We start from the raw sequence: 15604 nt of genomic DNA, 5'->3' as shown, positions 1-15604 counted from the left end.
CATCATCATTAATATTGTTGCAAGGAATAGGAGAGCTAGGAATGGATTTTCAGTTAGATATCGGAGAATTAACTAATACGATAAATGAATATGAAAATTTTATAAAGATATTATCAGAGCAAAAAGAAAATATAAACAAAGCAGTTAAAGAACTTACTGACTTAGGATGGTCAGGTGAAGCAAAAGATCAATTTGAACAAAATCACATTAAAAAACAAGAGTTTTATACAAAGTTAGAAGAAGATATAAAATATATGAAAAGTGCTCTAGAAAATGATGAAAAACCAAAAGCAGTTCAATTAAAAAAACGCAGTGAGGATTTTGAAAACTGTATAAAAAGAAGTGAAGGAGGAGCAGCTCTTGCAAGTGATGATACAGGAGTTATTTCACTTCAATATGGAGGACAATTTCCAATAAATAATAATGTCAATGAATGTACAAATGATTATTATAGAAGGATGAATGCTAAATTTGAAGAAATATTAAATTTAGCAAATAGTTTAACTTTTACATCATTCAACGGTATAGGGGATATTTTCAATTTAGAAATTTCACTTAAAGATCAGACAATGAGTTTGACAGAGTTTAATAATTCATTTAATGTATATTGTAGTGGCGTAAGAGCTATGGAAGACAATATATGTTCAGTATTTGGGAAGATATCAGGAGTAACTGAAGGGATATCTAAATTTAGAGATGTTTCTGTTATTTCAGAAAATGGACAAGTAGATAAAAGTGAAGTAAGACAATTAATGTTAAAAAATCCAGGAGAATTAACAGCAGAAGAAAAACAAATACTAGAATATGCAAAAATTGTTTTAGGCGAAGATGAATATAAGAAAATAAAAGAAACTATATTTACATATGAAGACGCACGGAAATACATTAAATGTAATGTTTTAGGAATTGATGTAGGATTCAAGACATATTTTCTAAATGAGATATCTAATTTGCCTAAGCAAATAGTTTATCCGATGACTACCCACTCTAATACTCCCCTCTTTTTCAAAGTGGGAGTAAAGGGTGGCTACGTCCCTGGATAACGAGTTCTAAGGCGTAAAACTCCTAAGAACCCTGTTTATAAAAAAGATGGATATACTTATATTTACGATTTAATAGAATGTCCTTCACCTACATTTTATGGAATAGAAATTCCTATTGATGATATAGTAATAAAAGATGATGAAGTGATTAGCAATAAAGTATATGGTTATAAACTTGTTTATACGAATGAACCAGTAGTATTAACAGGGACTGTTTCTGTTTCATCTATAGAGGGGGCGGGTAACCCTGAAATAAGCAGAATTGACTATCTAAGAAATAAATATGGTAAGTTAACTTCTGCGGAAATAAATAATCGTATTAATTTAAGAGGGGCTACACATGATAAATTAGATGAGTTAATCGAAAGAGAACTTAAAAATGGTATGTCAAAGAAAAAAATACAAAATAAATTAGGACCAGCAGTTGCGGGAGTTTATGACCCAGTTACGGACAAATATTATTTTGGAATAAATAATTTAAATGGAGATTTACCAGAAAATCTACATAGATTATTGAGAGTTAATTATGAAAATATGCCCACAGAAGGTATATATACAGAGTATAATAAATTTACGTTAGGTGCTGGGTCACATGCTGAAATTTATGCATTAAACGAAGCACTAATAGAAAGAGAGTCGATGGGAATTTCAGTTAAAAGTTTAGATGAGTTAATACTTACAGTTATTAAAGGACCAAAATGTGGATGGAAAAAAACAGGGATGCCTATGCCAAGATGTCCACATTGTGAATATATAACAAATGGAGCAAGTTATTTTCCGGAGGTTTTAAAATATGCAAAGTAAATTGATAGATAAAAATTTTATATTAAGTAATGGAATAGATTATGATGAACTAGAGGTGGACTATGATAGGTTTGGAGATAAAGAATTTATTATTAGTGAAGGAAAAGAAAAATTTTTTTCGGGTATAACATATTCATTATTTCCTAATGGAAACCTTGAGTTTTATGCATTTTTTAGAGATGGATTTAAAGAAGGAGATTTTGTTGAATTTTATAAGGACAATAAAATTAAATGCATTCAAAATATGCAAAGAGGAAGAACTCATGGTATAAGAAGAATATTTTATAAGGATGGTACAAAAAAGTTAGAAGCTAGATATGAATATGGCGTTTGTCTAACACTAAAAGAATGGAATGAAGAAGGAGTATTAATAAAGGAAAAATTAAAACCAACTGAAGATGATATAAAGCTTAGAAATAGTCAAGAAAAGTGGTATAAAAAAGCTATAGAAAAGGAGTAAAATGGAAATAAAAGAAATTCATAATTTTAATGTTTATGAGGAATCAGATTTTATTAAGATACAAAATGAGTTAAAGAAAAAAATAATGTTAAAAAATACCTTTAATAAAAGTAGTATTAGATTAGTAGCAGGTGTGGATTTAGCTTATTGGGAATATAAAAATAAGCAGTATGGAACATGCTCTATAGTTGTTATTGATTATAATACCAAAGAGGTAGTTGAAAAAGTTAATAGTGTAGGGGAGATAAAAGTACCATATATACCTGGATTTTTAGCATTCAGGGAGTTGCCTTTAGTTATTGAGGCTTCAAAAAAATTAGTAGTAGAGCCTGATATATTTATGTTTGATGGTAATGGATACTTGCACTTTAATCATATGGGCATAGCTACTCATGCATCATTTTTCTTAGATAAACCAACTATAGGAGTTGCAAAAAGTTATTTAAAAGTTAATGGAGTGGATTTTAAGATGCCAGAGGGTAAAGAAAGTTCATATACTGATATTATAATAAATGGAGAGGTATATGGTAGAGTTCTTAGAACAAGAAAAGATGTAAAGCCTATATTTATATCATGTGGAAACAATGTTGATTTAGAAACTTGTACAGAAATAGTATTAAAATTAATTAACAGAGAAAGCAGACTACCAATTCCAACCAGATTGGCAGATTTAGAAACACATATCAGTAGAAGAAAACTAAGGTAACTGCAAAATTATAATAAAAGTTAATGCATAAAAAGGATAAATCTTAATAACTATGCAAGTTGTATAGTTATAGGAAATTAATCTTATAAAATATACCACATAATTGTAATGATGCATTGAAAACATGAAATGAATCAGCGGAAATTTAAGTAGGCTGGTTCATTATTTTTTATACTTATAAAGAAATGGCATATATACAAAAAAACATATATATATTTACAAATTCTTCAAAGTGGGAGTAAAGAGTGGCTACGTCCTTGGATAACGAGTTCTAAGGAGTAAAACTCCTAAGAATTCTGTTTATAAAAAAGATGGATATACTTATATTTACGATTTAATAGAATGTCCTTCACCTACATTTTATGGAATAGAAATTCCCATTGATGATATAGGAATAAAAGATGATGAAGTGATTAGCAATAAATTATATGGTTATAAACTTGTTTATACTAATGAGCCAGTAGTATTAACAGGGACTGTTTCATCTATAGAAGGGGTTACTGAAGCTGAATCAATTGTATCTAAAAATGCATTAGAGCATATTTTTCATGGAAATATTAATGGAAAAGGATTACCTTCTGGATATCACAAACCAAGTATTATGTCAGAAGCTACAATATCTAATATTAGTAGTCCAGATAAATTTGGAGTTTATAAGGGGATGGTTGAAATGAATGGGAAAACAAAATTTTCAACATTTTTCCCTGATAGTTGGAACAGAGTAAATATTATAAATTCAATAAAAGAAGTTCATGAGGGGATACAATTTAATAAAGCAGGATGGTATACGGGGAAGACTAGTTGTGGGATGCCTATAAAAATGTGGTTGAATGAGAAAGGGCTAGTAGATACTGCGTTCCCAGTTTATTCAAAATAAATAGAAAGGAGTAAAATATATGAAATATATGTTTTCAATTGAGAAAAGTAATTATGGATATAATAGGATTATCCTTCCACAAGAAATTAAATTGATAGAGTATGTTTTCGAAGATATGGAGTCATTTGGAGAGCCAATCTTCAAAGAATTTATTGAGAGAGTAATTAATAGAGTTAGTAATAATGAGGAGGTATCAGGTAATATTTGCAGTCTTGAAATAAATAGAGATTTTACAAATGTTATTGTTGATTTTGTACCAAGTGAAATGTCAAATAAATGTAAAATAGAAACTGATGAATTATTGTCATTAATAGAAGTGTGGATAATTATAAATAAATCACAGTTATAATTAAATTGCATAATTATTATTCTATAGTAAGCATATGAGGAAAGATAAAAGTAATGTTAGGATGGTAGTAATGGTTAAAAATCGTTACTGCCATTAATTTTTATAGTTATAGTTTTAACTCTAATCTATTATTTCAGAAAATGGACAAGTAGATAAAAGTGAAGTAAGACAATTAATGTTAAAAAATCCAAGAGAATTAACAGCAGAAGAAAAGCAAATACTAGAATATGGAAAAATTGTTTTAGGCGAAGATGAATATAAGAAAATAAAAGAAACTATATTTACATATGAAGATGCACGGAAATACATTAAATGTAATGTTTTAGGAATTGATGTAGGATTCAAGACATATTTTCTAAATGAGATATCTAATTTGCCTAAGCAAATAGTTTATCCGATGACTACCCACTCTAATACTCCCCTCTTTTTCAAAGTGGGAGTAAAGAGTGGCTACGTCCCTGGATAACGAGTTCTAAGGAGTAAAACTCCTAAGAACTCTGTTTATAAAAAAGATGGATATAATTATATTTACGATTTAATAGAATGTCCTTCACCTACATTTTATGGAATAGAAATTCCTATTGATGATATAGTAATAAAAGATGATGAAGTGATTAGCAATAAATTATATGGTTATAAACTTGTTTATACTAAATTATAATGAACTTTTACCAAGAAAGTCTAATTGATAGATTTACAACTAAAAAGGGTGTTCCAAAAACATGGGGAAAGTCAATTGAATTAAGAATTGGAAAATAAAAAGCGTTATTTAGGAATAATAATCGATTTAGATCAGATATTATGGGAAGGATAGGTAAATAATTATGAACGTAGAAGTTTTAGAAGATAGACTAGCAATTGATGGGTTTCAATATCCAGCTTCATTTATAAAAGCTATAGAATTAAATTTATTAGACTTTGATTTGTGGTATATAATGGATGAAGAAAGAGTGTTAAAGAGATTAAAAGGACTTAAGGAAAGATACCCTAATAGAAAGCTTATACATTTTGCAAGACGAGATGACAATGATGATATAGCATGCTTTGAAGTAGGTAAAGGTGGAAAAGTCCAAATAATACATGATTTTGCATCAGAAGGTTATGAGCAAAGAAAAGAGCATAATGATTTTTGGGCTTGGTTAGGAACTGCCATTAGTGAAATGGTTGCAGTCAATAGAGAATAATTATTGACTGCTTTAAAAGAAAATAGCCAATGGAAGAGTATAACTATAGAAGATTTAGAGCATATATATAAGTTACTTCATAATGAGATTTATCTAATAACATAAAAATGAGATTAGTATAAGTGAAATAAATAGATAAATAGCTTACTGCATAATTACAATAATGTAGTAAAAAGATGAAATGAATCAGCCGAATTTACGTAGGTTGGTTCATTATTTTTTTAGTAGTTAGTAAATTACAAGTATATGGTAAAGAAAATCCTAGGCGCAATAATTCCACTTAAAAGTTAATGGAATTCATAACAATAATATGTATAGGATAAAAGATATAAAAGTACTAAAAAACGATTTATAAAGTAAAACATAATTGTAAAAAAATGAATAATTTAAAAGATAAAAGGCAGGTAAAACTTGACACTCATATACAAAATTATTAAAATAAAGGAATAAAATAAATATTAATGTAAAAAATAGATATATATTGTCAATTGTATTAATATTGAAATGTAATAAAGTAAATGAGTATATGGAAGACAATATATGTTCAATATTTGGGAAGATATAAGGAATAACTGAAGGAATATCTAAATTTAGAGGTGTTTCTGTTATTTCAGAAAATGGACAAGTAGGTAAAAATAAAGTAAAGAATTAAAGTTTTTTGTTTTATGGAAATATTTATAAAAAACATGAAGGAAAAATGAATAAGTATAGAAATTTTAAAGGAGTAATTATATGGGATTTTGGAAAGATGATACAATTAAATTTGATTATGCTTCTGTTCAAAAGGCATATACGATTATGCATCAAATTTATGAAGATGCAGATAAATTATTAGAACAATTAGAGAAAGATAGTAAAGATGCTGAAGACAAAATGAAAGGTGAATATAGAGAAGCCTATAGTGATAAAAGTGAGGATGTTTTTAAAGAATTAAAAAAAAGTATTAAAAATATAGACAAGCTGAGCAGAAAGGTAGAACAAACATCTAAGGATTTCTTGGAGAAAGATATGGAAATAGCAAAGTCTTATAGAAAATCTTAATATTTAAAATTAAGCTATATTAAAAAAATAACAAATACCTTATATTTGTGTTTTCTTTTATATGCATAAATGAGGAGAGGGTTTTATATGTCAAAAAATAAGGAAAGAATACGAGAAAAGATTTATGAATGTAGGAAAGAGATTGAAAAATATACAGAGTATAAAGCATATATGCTTAATGCAGAAGATTATTGTAAGCAAGCTGGAAATGGAATAAGTTTATTAATGAATGATCAATATGAAAAAGTAAAATCAAATTGTATAGAGGCAATAGGAGAAGAAGATGATTTATTAAGTGCACTTCAAGTTAAGAATACTAATCTTCATGAGGTGCAAAAAATGATTCTTAATGAAATACAAAAAGGAATAAATGGTATTAATAAAAAATTAGAAGAACTTGAAAGAGATCTTAAAAGTTTACTTGAAAGTTACAGAGAGGAATAGAATTATGGCAGGAATTTCAAATAGCAATTTTTATATTGATAATACATCATTAGATACTCTTAAAAAAAGTTATAATAAATCAATACAAAATCTAACCCAATTATATTTTGACTTTGAATCAGAAGTGAATAATATAGAAAGTAAAGAGCTGTGGAAAGGCGAAAGTTTTGATAAATTCAAAAAAAACTTTGATGATTGGAAAATGGAGTATTTAAAAAAATTAAGTGAACTTGTACAATTAAAAGAATTTATTGAAGAAGTAAAATCAACTTCTGAAATGTTAATTGAACAAAGGGATAGCTTAAAATTTTCGCTGGAGGTGTGAGTATGTCAAAGGATATTTTTATGGCTGATTATAGTGAATGTAGAGATACAAATAGAGAAATTAAGAGTAATTTAAATTATATTGAAGATATAGTATCTAGATTGAAAAGTATGGATAATTTAATTCAAAAAGTAGATATGCCATCAAGTGTATGGGATAAATCTAATTATGAAAGTGATTTTGCAATCATTAATAGATATCTAAATGAAGAAACAAATAGGTATAACAATTTTCATACTGCATTTGAAGCTTTTTATACACCGTTGGAAAAGATAGATGCAGGATTAAAAGCTGTTCTTACTAATTCATTAAATTTTATTGAAGAAACTGAAGAATATGGTGTTTATGTATCTATTATAAAAAGTGGTGAACAAGAGGAACTTGTAGATAGTATATATAATGAACTTATAAAACAAGGTGTGAGTAAAGAAGATGCACTTAAAATTTCCGCTCTTGCAAATGAAGAAACTCAAGAATTGTTGAAAGAACTAGCAGGATTAGATCAAAATGAATTAAAAAATAAAATAGATGAAATAAAACATAAGACGAAGCAAAGTCCAAGCGAGATAGTACTCTTAGATTTATTAAGTGCAGATCAACCTAATACCTATAGCGACATGATAAAAGATTTATCTCAAGAGTTTGCTATGGGTGGTTTTGTTGGAGTTCTTGAAAAAGGCTATTTAGGAAAAAATCTTGATAAATACCAGTTGGATATTAAGTCTTTAACAGGACAAATCACTAAGTTAAATAGGCAAATAACAAATAGTCAATTAAGCGCAGCTAAGATTAATATTAAGAGAGAAACTATGGAACAATTGAAAGCAATACGTGAATCTAAATTATCAAAGATTGATGGTTTAGATTCTACAAAAAATAATTTATCTAAGATTAGCAGATGGTTAGGTATAGCTGCTACAGCATATAACATTGGTAAAATATCTTATGACGAATGGAAAAATTATAGTGAAAATGGGGCCGAATTAGATGATGTTGTTGTTGATGCAGGTATTGAATGGGGAGGTATAGTAGCAAGTACAGCGGGGGCTGCTTTTGCAACTTCAAAAGCATTAGGTGTAGTAGGTACTACAGTTACACCAGGAGTTGGTACTGTTATAGGCCTTGGAGTAGGTTTTGTTGGTGGAGCAGCAGCAGGATTTGCTTATAATATACTTGTTAAACCCATTTTAATTAAAGCATATGATGATGCTATAAAGCCAGCAGGAGAATGGATTGTTGATAAAGCAAATGATATTGGAGATTGGTGGGATTCGTTATGTTGGTAGATAATATTTTTCCGAAAGTTAACTATCCAGATGATAAAAAGAGTATAGAACATATTATAAAAGAATATGATAAGGTTCTAAAATATAAATTAAAGGGACGACTTTCAAAAACAGAAAAACCAGGATATATAATACAGTTTTTTAGCATTGCATTTGTACCATATATAATTACATGTTCATGGATTTCTTTGGGAATTAGAGTCTTATACGTGATACCTCTGATATTCTCTGTAATTTATAACATTGTATTATTTAAAAAAGTTAAAGATAGTGATTTTGAAGATGAAAAAATTTTCTATAAATTTGAAAATTCTAATATTTTTTTATTAATTGCTTTTATATATGGTGGGATCTTTGGATTTCAGACAGTTTTATTTGGAAAATGGAATAATAAGGAGTATTTAATTTGCTTTATTATTTTAGCTTTATTTTCATTGATAACATTCATGAAAGTTAGAATAGAATCACCCAAAAAATTTATTAAACAGTATTTATATACTGATAATAAAATGCCTTCTTACTCTACTATTATAATTCCTATAGTTCAGCTATTAGTAAGTATCGCATATTTTAAAAAGCCGTATTTTTTTATTTTAATATTGAGTTACATTTTTTTAGTTGTTTTTTCTGGATTTGTAACTTATGGATATTTTGAATACTTGCAGTATGATAAAATTCAAGAATTAAAAAAACAAATAAATTACATACCAAAGGAGAAATAGAATGAAAAGATTATTACCAGTTGGAAGTATTGTGATGCTTGATTTAGAAAAAAAAGAAAAAATAATGATAATAGGGCGTCTTTTAAGACTTACAGAAGATGATGAGGTTATATGGGATTACTGTGGATGTTTAGTACCACAAGGATTGCAAACACCAGAACAACTTAGAATGTTTAATCATAAGGAAATAAAAAGACTTCTTTTTGTTGGATATCAAGATGAAGAAGAATTAGGCTATTCTTTAGCTCTTTCCAAAGAGAAGGAGAAGATTATGGAAAAAAGTATTTAAAAGAATATTAATATTTAAAAATAGTTAAAACTCACCTAAAATTAATAAATGTAAGGTGAGTTTGTCTAGTAATACTTTATATTCATAGTCAAGGAATATTAGAGATTAAATTATTAGAGTGTTGTTAATGTTCCATTGATGAATAAAGTAGTTTCCTCTGATAAATCTAATTTTTTAGCTTCTTTTAATTTAACACCATCTTTATCAACTAAAATATTTATAATTGGCCTTGACGGTAGCTGTTTATTTTGTTTTAATACTATTCCTTTTTCATTTGTATTAAGAACAATAAGTGTTCCAGAAGGGTAAGCGGCTACATTTTCAACAAATATATCTACTAATTTTTTATCAAATAATATGTTGCTCATAGCTGTAATGTATTCTAGAGCTTCATATACTTCCATTTTTTTCTTGCCAGGAAAATCAGAAATAAGATTATCAAAAGTGTTACAAATAGATACAAGTTTAACAGTTTCATGAAGTTTATCATCTTTGAATCCTAAAGGATAGCCAGTCCCATTATAATGTTCATGGTGCATAAGTATTATGGCTTTAGATATATAACTTATGTTGGATTTTTCATTTAATATCTCATATCCATCTAGAGGATGAGTTCTTATAATGTCCATCTCATCTTCAGAAATTTCTCCTGTCATATATTTATTAAGAATATCTTCAGGAGTTATTAATTTACCAAGGTCATGAAGAAGAGCACCTACAGCTAATTCTCTAAGGTGTGATTTTGAATAGCCTAAATGAATCCCCATTATTATAGATAGACCACAAACGTTAACACAATGCTCATAAATATATTGATCTTTAGATTTTATATCACAAATATTTATTATTACCTCGTCCCTTGAAAGTATCTCATCTATAACTTTATCAACAGTACTAATAATTTTATTAGAAGAAGTATTGCTATTAGTTAGGAAATTTTTAAATTCTTTTCTTATTATTCCTTTAGTTTCTTCTCTTGTTTCTTCAGAAAGGAAATCTTCCATTTCCACTTCTTTTGAAAGTTCATCGTCTATGTAAACTGATAATATACACATTTGGGTTAGTCTCATTTTATAACCTGGTTTTAAAATAATACCTTTGGCTAATAAAATTCTTCCATGATCATCATATAGAGGCTTTCCAAGTATTTCTCCGCCTTGTATTTGTGAAACAGATATTTTTCGCATATTAACCAAATCTCCTTGCGTATTAGAATGAAGTAATTTTATTTGGATTTAATTAGAAGTATTACTATATTTAATATGATATCATAAAAACAATGTTATAAAAACACTTTTATAGGGTGTTTTACAAGTTTATTACTATAATTACTTAAATTTATTTCTATTTAAAGGAAGAAAGTGATGTAATAAAAGTTTTAGCCATGATTTTATGGCCTTTAGAAGTTAGATGTATTCCATCTAAATATAATTCATTTTCCTTATATGTTGACAAGGATTTTTGAATTACATCATAGAAGTTTATGTAAATAAGACTATTTTTCATTGAATAAGTTAATAACCAGTTTTTATATTGTTGTATCCTATCATTTACTTTAGCGTAATCACTATACATCCAGTATTTATTAGCTAATTGAGAAATAACAGCAGGTTGAATACCTAGAATAACTTCTATGTTGTTTTTTTTAGCTTCAATTAATATGGACTTCATATTGTCTATAACATTATTTACAGAATAATTTAATAAAAAATCATTTGTTCCACCCATTATAAATGCATATTTAGGACAGTTTAAAATTACATCTTCGTAAAATCTAAAAAGCATACCTGCAGTTGTATCGCCATTGAAGCCTTTATTAGTAAGAGATAGATTTAGATTGCTGTTGACTAGATGTATCCAGTTTTCATTGGAATTAACTCCGTATCCAAAAGTTAAACTGTCGCCTATACATACTATATTCATAATAAGCCTCCATAAGTTTTAAGTTTATATTATAATTATTAATACCAGGATTATATATGTGAAAGGGTATGTTTATATTTTAACATATAAGAAATGAAATGTAGTATAGTAATATATTAAATAACCTATTAATAGAAAAAGTTCTAGTAAATTATATTCATAATAAAACTTTTGAAATAGAATTTTTGATCGATATTATTAAAATAAGTCAAAGTACAAGAAAAAATATGTAATTAAGGAGAAAATAATGTTTATTGATGCTCATAGTCATTTAGAACACTATAATAATGAAGAGATAGATAAAGTTCTTGAACAGATTAACAATAAGAAAATAATAACGATATCAAACTCTATGGATATTAGCTCATATATGGAGAATTTAAATATAAGTAGGAAAAGTAAATTCATAATACCTACTTTTGGAATACATCCATGGAATGCTTTTAAGTATTCTGATAAACTTAATGAAATAGAAAAATTTATATATGAAACACCTATGGTTGGTGAAGTTGGATTAGATTTTTATTGGGTTGAAGATAAAACCCAATTTGATTCTCAGATAAAAGTGTTTAAGTTTTTTTTAGAAAAGGCCAAGCGACAGGATAAGATAATTAATATTCACACTAAAGGAGCAGAAAAGGAAGTTCTATATTTATTAGAAAGTTATGATATAGAGAGAGCTATAATTCACTGGTACTCTGGGCCGAAAGATATTTTAATTAAGATGATTGAAAGAGGATGTTACTTTACAGTAGGGGTTGAGGTGTTTTATTCAGATAAAATAAAGTCTATTGCTAAAAATATTCCTATAAATAAAATTTTAACAGAAACAGATGGTCCAAGTTCACAAGAGTGGTTAGTAGGGGAAAGAGGTATGCCAATAGATATTGAAAGAGTTATATATAACTTATGTGAAATAAAACAAGTAAATTATTTGGAAATGAAAAATATAGTTTTTAAAAATCTAAAAGATTTGTATTATGAAGAGGAGTTATCAAAAATGTTTGACAGGTAGATCTTTATTTTGTAACATTATAGTTAGAAAAAACAATACAAAAACAGGGGAGTCTGTGAATAGGCTGAGAGGAAATTTTAAGATTTCGACCCTTATGACCTGAACTGGGTAATGCCAGCGAAGGGAGGATATCTATAAAATTTTTAGTGTTTTATTCAAAACATTTTATGACAATAACTCCCTTTATCTAATTCAGGATAAAGGGAGTTTATTTATGGAAACTATTTTAAAAAGACTATTTAAAAATTATTTAAAACAAAACTATCCACATATGTGTATTAAATTTAATAATATTATCTATTAAATGTGGATAAATAATATTATAAATAAAGGAGAGGTTTAGAAGTTATGAAGACTGTTAATGTAAGTTTGCAAGTATTACCTGTAGTAGAAGAAGAACGAATATACCCAGTAGTAGATAAAGTCATTGAATACATAGATTCATGTGGAGTCAAGTATGAAGTAGGAGCTATGGAAACTACAATGGAAGGTGATTTAGATAAGCTGTTAGAAATAGTTAAAAAGGCTCATGAAATATGTGTAGAAGAAGGTGCAGCTAGAGTTGTATCAGTAGTAAAAATAGATTATAAACCTGAAGGCGTGACTATGAATGAAAAGACATATAAGTATAAAAAATAAATTAATACCTATAATATTTCAAGTAATTATAATAGGCATATGGCAATTTGTAGTAGATAAAGGAATAGTAGAGAGTTATATATTACCTTCTCCTAAAGAGGTTATAGTAACTTTGTTTAAAATACTTCCTAATATAAAACAACATATATATGTGACATTAAAAGAGGCTATGTTTGGATTTGGTATATCAATTATTTTAGCCTTAATATTAGCTGTACTTATGGATAATATTAAAGTTATAAGAAATTCTATATATCCTATATTAGTTATATCACAAACAATTCCTACAGTGGTTTTAGCACCGTTGTTTGGAATGTGGTTTGGATTTGGAATGTTGCCAAAAGTAATTATTGTAGTTTTAGTATGCTTTTTCCCTATAGTTATAAGTCTTATGGATGGACTAAATTCTGTAGATAAAGATATGGTTAATCTTTTAAGATCCATGGGAGCAAGTAAGTTCCAAATTTTTAAAATAGTAAAGTTTCCATCTTCAATGGTTAATTTTTTCTCTGGACTTAGAATTGCTGCAACTTATAGTATTATGGGAGCTGTTGTTGGCGAGTGGGTAGGTGCTAATGAAGGGCTTGGATTTTATATGATGAGAGTAAAGCACTCTTTTGCTATGGATAAGGTTTTTGCAGTAGTTTTAATAATTATACTTTTAAGTATGTTTCTTTTTGGAATACTATTCTTAATTCAATATATGCTAACACCTTGGAATAGAAAAAACTAATGGAGGTAATAAAAGTGAAAAAAAAGATTATAGCCATTATATCAGCAATTACTATTATGACTACGTTATTTGCTGGATGTGGTAGCACAAAGACAGAGGATAAAAAAGCAACAGAAAATAAGGAATTAAAAAAGGTAACAGTTGTACTTGATTGGGTGCCTAATACAAATCATACGGGATTATATGTTGCAAAAGACAAAGGATATTATAAAGGGGAAGGTCTTGATGTAAATATAATTCAGCCGTCTGAAGGGGGAGCAGCGGATTTAGTTGCAGCAAAAAAAGGTGATTTTGGAATCAGTTATCAAGAACAAGTGACGTATGCTAAAACAGCTGAAAAACCATTACCAATAAAATCAATTGCAGCTATTATACAGCATAATACTTCTGGATTTGCTTCTCCAAAAGAGAAAAATATAACATCACCTAAGGATTTTGAAGGAAAAACTTATGGTGGTTGGGGCTCGCCATCAGAGCAGCAAATATTAAAGGCATTAATGGAAAAAGAAGGAGCAGATTTTTCTAAGTTAAAGATGGTAGATGCTGGTTCAGATGATTTCTTTGCAGTAACTAAAAAGAATATAGACTTTGAATGGATTTTTTATGGTTGGACAGGAATACAAGCAGAATTAAAAGGATTCCCTATAAATTATATAGAATTACGAAAAATAGATAAGAGAATGGATTATTATACCCCAGTCATAATTACAAATGATGATACAATAAAGAATGACCCAGAACTTGTTAAGAAATTCCTAAAAGCTACTACTAAAGGATATAAATTTTGTATAGAAAAACCAGAAGAAGCAGGAAAAATATTATTAAAAGCGGCTCCAGAGTTAGATGAAAAGCTAGTATTAGCAAGCCAAAAGTATTTAGCTGATAAGTACCAAGATGATGCAAAAAGATGGGGAGAAATGAAGGAAGAAGTTTGGAATAATTACACTAAATTTTTACTAGAAAAGAAACTTATACCAAAAGATATGAATGCAAAAGAGGCTTTCACAAATGAGTATTTACCAGAGTAATAAGCTAAAAGTAGAAAACATAAAAAAGAAATTTAATAATATAACAATAATAGAAGATGTGAATTTTTATGTTAAAGAAAATGAATTTGTAAGTATATTAGGCCCTAGTGGAAGTGGTAAAAGCACAATATTTAATATTATAGCAGGTTTGATGCAACCTGACAGAGGTAAAGTCTTTATTAATCAAGAGGATTATACAGGAAAGGTTGGGCATGTAAGCTATATGTATCAAAAAGATTTGCTTCTTCCTTGGAAGAAGATAATTGATAATGCAACTATGCCACTTGTATTAAAAGGCGAGAACAAGCAGTCAGCAAAAGAAAAGGTAGCTAAGTATTTTAAAAATTTTGGTTTAGAAGGATTTGAGGATAAATATCCTCATCAATTGTCTGGAGGAATGAAGCAAAGAGCAGCACTTCTTAGAACATACATGTTTTCTAAGGATATCCTGCTTTTAGATGAGCCTTTTGGAGCTTTAGATGCTATTACAAGAAGTAAAATGCATTTTTGGCTTTTAGATGTTATGAAAAATTTAAAATCTACTGTTTTATTTATTACCCATGATATAGAGGAGGCTATTTTTCTGTCAGATAGGATATATATATTATCAGATAAACCTGCAGTTATAAAAGATGAGATAGAAGTTAATCTGATTGATAGGAATAGTAAAGATATAGTTACAACTAAAGAGTTTAATGACATAAAAAGAAGGATATTAAATGCTTTGTAATAAGCA

At 28.0% G+C, this 15604-nt stretch carries 21 protein-coding genes and 1 riboswitch; of the genes, 19 read left to right on the top strand and 2 right to left on the bottom strand.

Annotated elements, in window-relative coordinates; translation table 11 throughout:
• Window positions 1-41: 41 nt before the first annotated feature.
• The 14 genes from OW729_RS05310 to OW729_RS05245 all read left to right on the top strand — a co-directional run bounded on the left by OW729_RS05310 (window position 42) and on the right by OW729_RS05245 (window position 9530).
• A complete protein-coding gene (locus tag OW729_RS05310; RefSeq protein ID WP_268060438.1) occupies window positions 42-1043 on the top strand; it encodes a hypothetical protein in 1002 nt (333 codons plus the stop codon).
• 144 nt (window positions 1044-1187) lie between these two features.
• Window positions 1188-1847, top strand: a complete 660-nt coding sequence (locus tag OW729_RS05305; protein ID WP_268060437.1) for a YwqJ-related putative deaminase — start codon at window positions 1188-1190, stop codon at window positions 1845-1847.
• Entirely contained in the window at window positions 1837-2307 is a 471-nt protein-coding gene (locus tag OW729_RS05300; protein ID WP_268060436.1) for a toxin-antitoxin system YwqK family antitoxin, read from the top strand. The genes OW729_RS05305 and OW729_RS05300 overlap by 11 nt, the downstream gene beginning before the upstream one ends.
• 1 nt (window position 2308) lies before the next feature.
• Window positions 2309-3013: an endonuclease V gene (locus OW729_RS05295; protein WP_268060435.1), complete on the top strand. Its 705-nt coding sequence runs from the start codon at window positions 2309-2311 to the stop codon at window positions 3011-3013.
• A 409-nt stretch (window positions 3014-3422) separates the two neighbouring features.
• Window positions 3423-3890, top strand: a complete 468-nt coding sequence (locus OW729_RS05290) for an EndoU domain-containing protein (RefSeq protein ID WP_268060434.1) — start codon at window positions 3423-3425, stop codon at window positions 3888-3890.
• Window positions 3891-3909: 19 nt separating this feature from the next.
• A complete protein-coding gene (locus OW729_RS05285; RefSeq protein ID WP_268060433.1) occupies window positions 3910-4239 on the top strand; it encodes a hypothetical protein in 330 nt (109 codons plus the stop codon).
• Between the two features lie 175 nt (window positions 4240-4414).
• Window positions 4415-4705, top strand: a complete 291-nt coding sequence (locus OW729_RS05280; RefSeq protein ID WP_268060432.1) for a hypothetical protein — start codon at window positions 4415-4417, stop codon at window positions 4703-4705.
• A 358-nt stretch (window positions 4706-5063) separates the two neighbouring features.
• Window positions 5064-5423 carry a hypothetical protein gene (locus OW729_RS05275; RefSeq protein WP_268060431.1) on the top strand — a complete coding sequence of 120 codons (360 nt, stop codon included), beginning with the start codon at window positions 5064-5066 and terminating at the stop codon, window positions 5421-5423.
• Between the two features lie 732 nt (window positions 5424-6155).
• Window positions 6156-6464: a hypothetical protein gene (locus OW729_RS05270; protein WP_268060430.1), complete on the top strand. Its 309-nt coding sequence runs from the start codon at window positions 6156-6158 to the stop codon at window positions 6462-6464.
• A gap of 87 nt (window positions 6465-6551) precedes the next feature.
• A complete protein-coding gene (locus tag OW729_RS05265) occupies window positions 6552-6908 on the top strand; it encodes a hypothetical protein (protein WP_268060429.1) in 357 nt (118 codons plus the stop codon).
• Between the two features lie 4 nt (window positions 6909-6912).
• A complete protein-coding gene (locus OW729_RS05260) occupies window positions 6913-7233 on the top strand; it encodes a WXG100 family type VII secretion target (protein ID WP_268060428.1) in 321 nt (106 codons plus the stop codon).
• 2 nt (window positions 7234-7235) lie between these two features.
• Window positions 7236-8519: a hypothetical protein gene (locus OW729_RS05255; RefSeq protein WP_268060427.1), complete on the top strand. Its 1284-nt coding sequence runs from the start codon at window positions 7236-7238 to the stop codon at window positions 8517-8519.
• A complete protein-coding gene (locus OW729_RS05250) occupies window positions 8510-9241 on the top strand; it encodes a hypothetical protein (RefSeq protein ID WP_268060426.1) in 732 nt (243 codons plus the stop codon). Before OW729_RS05255 ends, OW729_RS05250 begins: the two co-directional genes overlap by 10 nt.
• Window position 9242: 1 nt before the next feature.
• Window positions 9243-9530, top strand: coding sequence for a DUF4176 domain-containing protein (locus OW729_RS05245; protein WP_268060425.1), 288 nt, complete (start codon window positions 9243-9245; stop codon window positions 9528-9530).
• Between the two features lie 113 nt (window positions 9531-9643).
• Here the strand turns inward: OW729_RS05245 and OW729_RS05240 are convergent, their stop codons facing one another.
• A complete protein-coding gene (locus OW729_RS05240; RefSeq protein WP_268060424.1) occupies window positions 9644-10717 on the bottom strand; it encodes an HD-GYP domain-containing protein in 1074 nt (357 codons plus the stop codon).
• A gap of 157 nt (window positions 10718-10874) precedes the next feature.
• Window positions 10875-11453: a GDSL-type esterase/lipase family protein gene (locus tag OW729_RS05235; protein WP_268060423.1), complete on the bottom strand. Its 579-nt coding sequence runs from the start codon at window positions 11451-11453 to the stop codon at window positions 10875-10877.
• 247 nt (window positions 11454-11700) lie between these two features.
• Here OW729_RS05235 and OW729_RS05230 point away from each other — a divergent pair, with 247 nt between their 5' ends.
• The 5 genes from OW729_RS05230 to OW729_RS05210 all read left to right on the top strand — a co-directional run bounded on the left by OW729_RS05230 (window position 11701) and on the right by OW729_RS05210 (window position 15598).
• Entirely contained in the window at window positions 11701-12468 is a 768-nt protein-coding gene (locus OW729_RS05230) for a TatD family hydrolase (protein WP_268060422.1), read from the top strand.
• 35 nt (window positions 12469-12503) lie between these two features.
• A riboswitch (TPP riboswitch) is annotated at window positions 12504-12612 on the top strand.
• Between the two features lie 204 nt (window positions 12613-12816).
• Entirely contained in the window at window positions 12817-13107 is a 291-nt protein-coding gene (locus tag OW729_RS05225; protein WP_268060421.1) for an MTH1187 family thiamine-binding protein, read from the top strand.
• A complete protein-coding gene (locus OW729_RS05220) occupies window positions 13079-13840 on the top strand; it encodes an ABC transporter permease (RefSeq protein ID WP_268060420.1) in 762 nt (253 codons plus the stop codon). The genes OW729_RS05225 and OW729_RS05220 overlap by 29 nt, the downstream gene beginning before the upstream one ends.
• Window positions 13841-13854: 14 nt before the next feature.
• Complete coding sequence (locus tag OW729_RS05215) at window positions 13855-14868, top strand: ABC transporter substrate-binding protein (RefSeq protein WP_407647638.1); 1014 nt, start codon at window positions 13855-13857, stop codon at window positions 14866-14868.
• Window positions 14849-15598, top strand: a complete 750-nt coding sequence (locus OW729_RS05210) for an ABC transporter ATP-binding protein (protein WP_268060419.1) — start codon at window positions 14849-14851, stop codon at window positions 15596-15598. The genes OW729_RS05215 and OW729_RS05210 overlap by 20 nt, the downstream gene beginning before the upstream one ends.
• The last annotated feature ends 6 nt before the right edge of the window (window positions 15599-15604 follow it).

Source organism: Clostridium brassicae, from assembly GCF_026738875.1.
In the GTDB taxonomy this organism is placed as follows: Bacteria; Bacillota; Clostridia; order Clostridiales; family Clostridiaceae; genus Clostridium_H; species Clostridium_H brassicae.
The sequence above is the reverse complement of the archived record's forward strand: the minus strand, read 5'-3'. Positions and strand labels throughout refer to the sequence as shown.

What these genes read in the sequence shown, in the direction of transcription:
- OW729_RS05275 (WP_268060431.1), top strand. Translation starts at nt 5,064, where the DNA reads ATGAACGTAGAAGTTTTAGAAGATAGACTAGCAATTGATGGGTTTCAA.
- OW729_RS05270 (WP_268060430.1), top strand. Translation starts at nt 6,156, where the DNA reads ATGGGATTTTGGAAAGATGATACAATTAAATTTGATTATGCTTCTGTT.
- OW729_RS05210 (WP_268060419.1), top strand. Translation starts at nt 14,849, where the DNA reads ATGAGTATTTACCAGAGTAATAAGCTAAAAGTAGAAAACATAAAAAAG.
- OW729_RS05225 (WP_268060421.1), top strand. Translation starts at nt 12,817, where the DNA reads ATGAAGACTGTTAATGTAAGTTTGCAAGTATTACCTGTAGTAGAAGAA.
- OW729_RS05245 (WP_268060425.1), top strand. Translation starts at nt 9,243, where the DNA reads ATGAAAAGATTATTACCAGTTGGAAGTATTGTGATGCTTGATTTAGAA.
- OW729_RS05240 (WP_268060424.1), bottom strand. Translation starts at nt 10,717, where the DNA reads ATGCGAAAAATATCTGTTTCACAAATACAAGGCGGAGAAATACTTGGA.
- OW729_RS05220 (WP_268060420.1), top strand. Translation starts at nt 13,079, where the DNA reads ATGAAAAGACATATAAGTATAAAAAATAAATTAATACCTATAATATTT.
- OW729_RS05265 (WP_268060429.1), top strand. Translation starts at nt 6,552, where the DNA reads ATGTCAAAAAATAAGGAAAGAATACGAGAAAAGATTTATGAATGTAGG.
- OW729_RS05260 (WP_268060428.1), top strand. Translation starts at nt 6,913, where the DNA reads ATGGCAGGAATTTCAAATAGCAATTTTTATATTGATAATACATCATTA.
- OW729_RS05295 (WP_268060435.1), top strand. Translation starts at nt 2,309, where the DNA reads ATGGAAATAAAAGAAATTCATAATTTTAATGTTTATGAGGAATCAGAT.
- OW729_RS05310 (WP_268060438.1), top strand. Translation starts at nt 42, where the DNA reads ATGGATTTTCAGTTAGATATCGGAGAATTAACTAATACGATAAATGAA.
- OW729_RS05300 (WP_268060436.1), top strand. Translation starts at nt 1,837, where the DNA reads ATGCAAAGTAAATTGATAGATAAAAATTTTATATTAAGTAATGGAATA.
- OW729_RS05280 (WP_268060432.1), top strand. Translation starts at nt 4,415, where the DNA reads ATGTTAAAAAATCCAAGAGAATTAACAGCAGAAGAAAAGCAAATACTA.
- OW729_RS05255 (WP_268060427.1), top strand. Translation starts at nt 7,236, where the DNA reads ATGTCAAAGGATATTTTTATGGCTGATTATAGTGAATGTAGAGATACA.
- OW729_RS05235 (WP_268060423.1), bottom strand. Translation starts at nt 11,453, where the DNA reads ATGAATATAGTATGTATAGGCGACAGTTTAACTTTTGGATACGGAGTT.
- OW729_RS05285 (WP_268060433.1), top strand. Translation starts at nt 3,910, where the DNA reads ATGAAATATATGTTTTCAATTGAGAAAAGTAATTATGGATATAATAGG.
- OW729_RS05230 (WP_268060422.1), top strand. Translation starts at nt 11,701, where the DNA reads ATGTTTATTGATGCTCATAGTCATTTAGAACACTATAATAATGAAGAG.
- OW729_RS05250 (WP_268060426.1), top strand. Translation starts at nt 8,510, where the DNA reads ATGTTGGTAGATAATATTTTTCCGAAAGTTAACTATCCAGATGATAAA.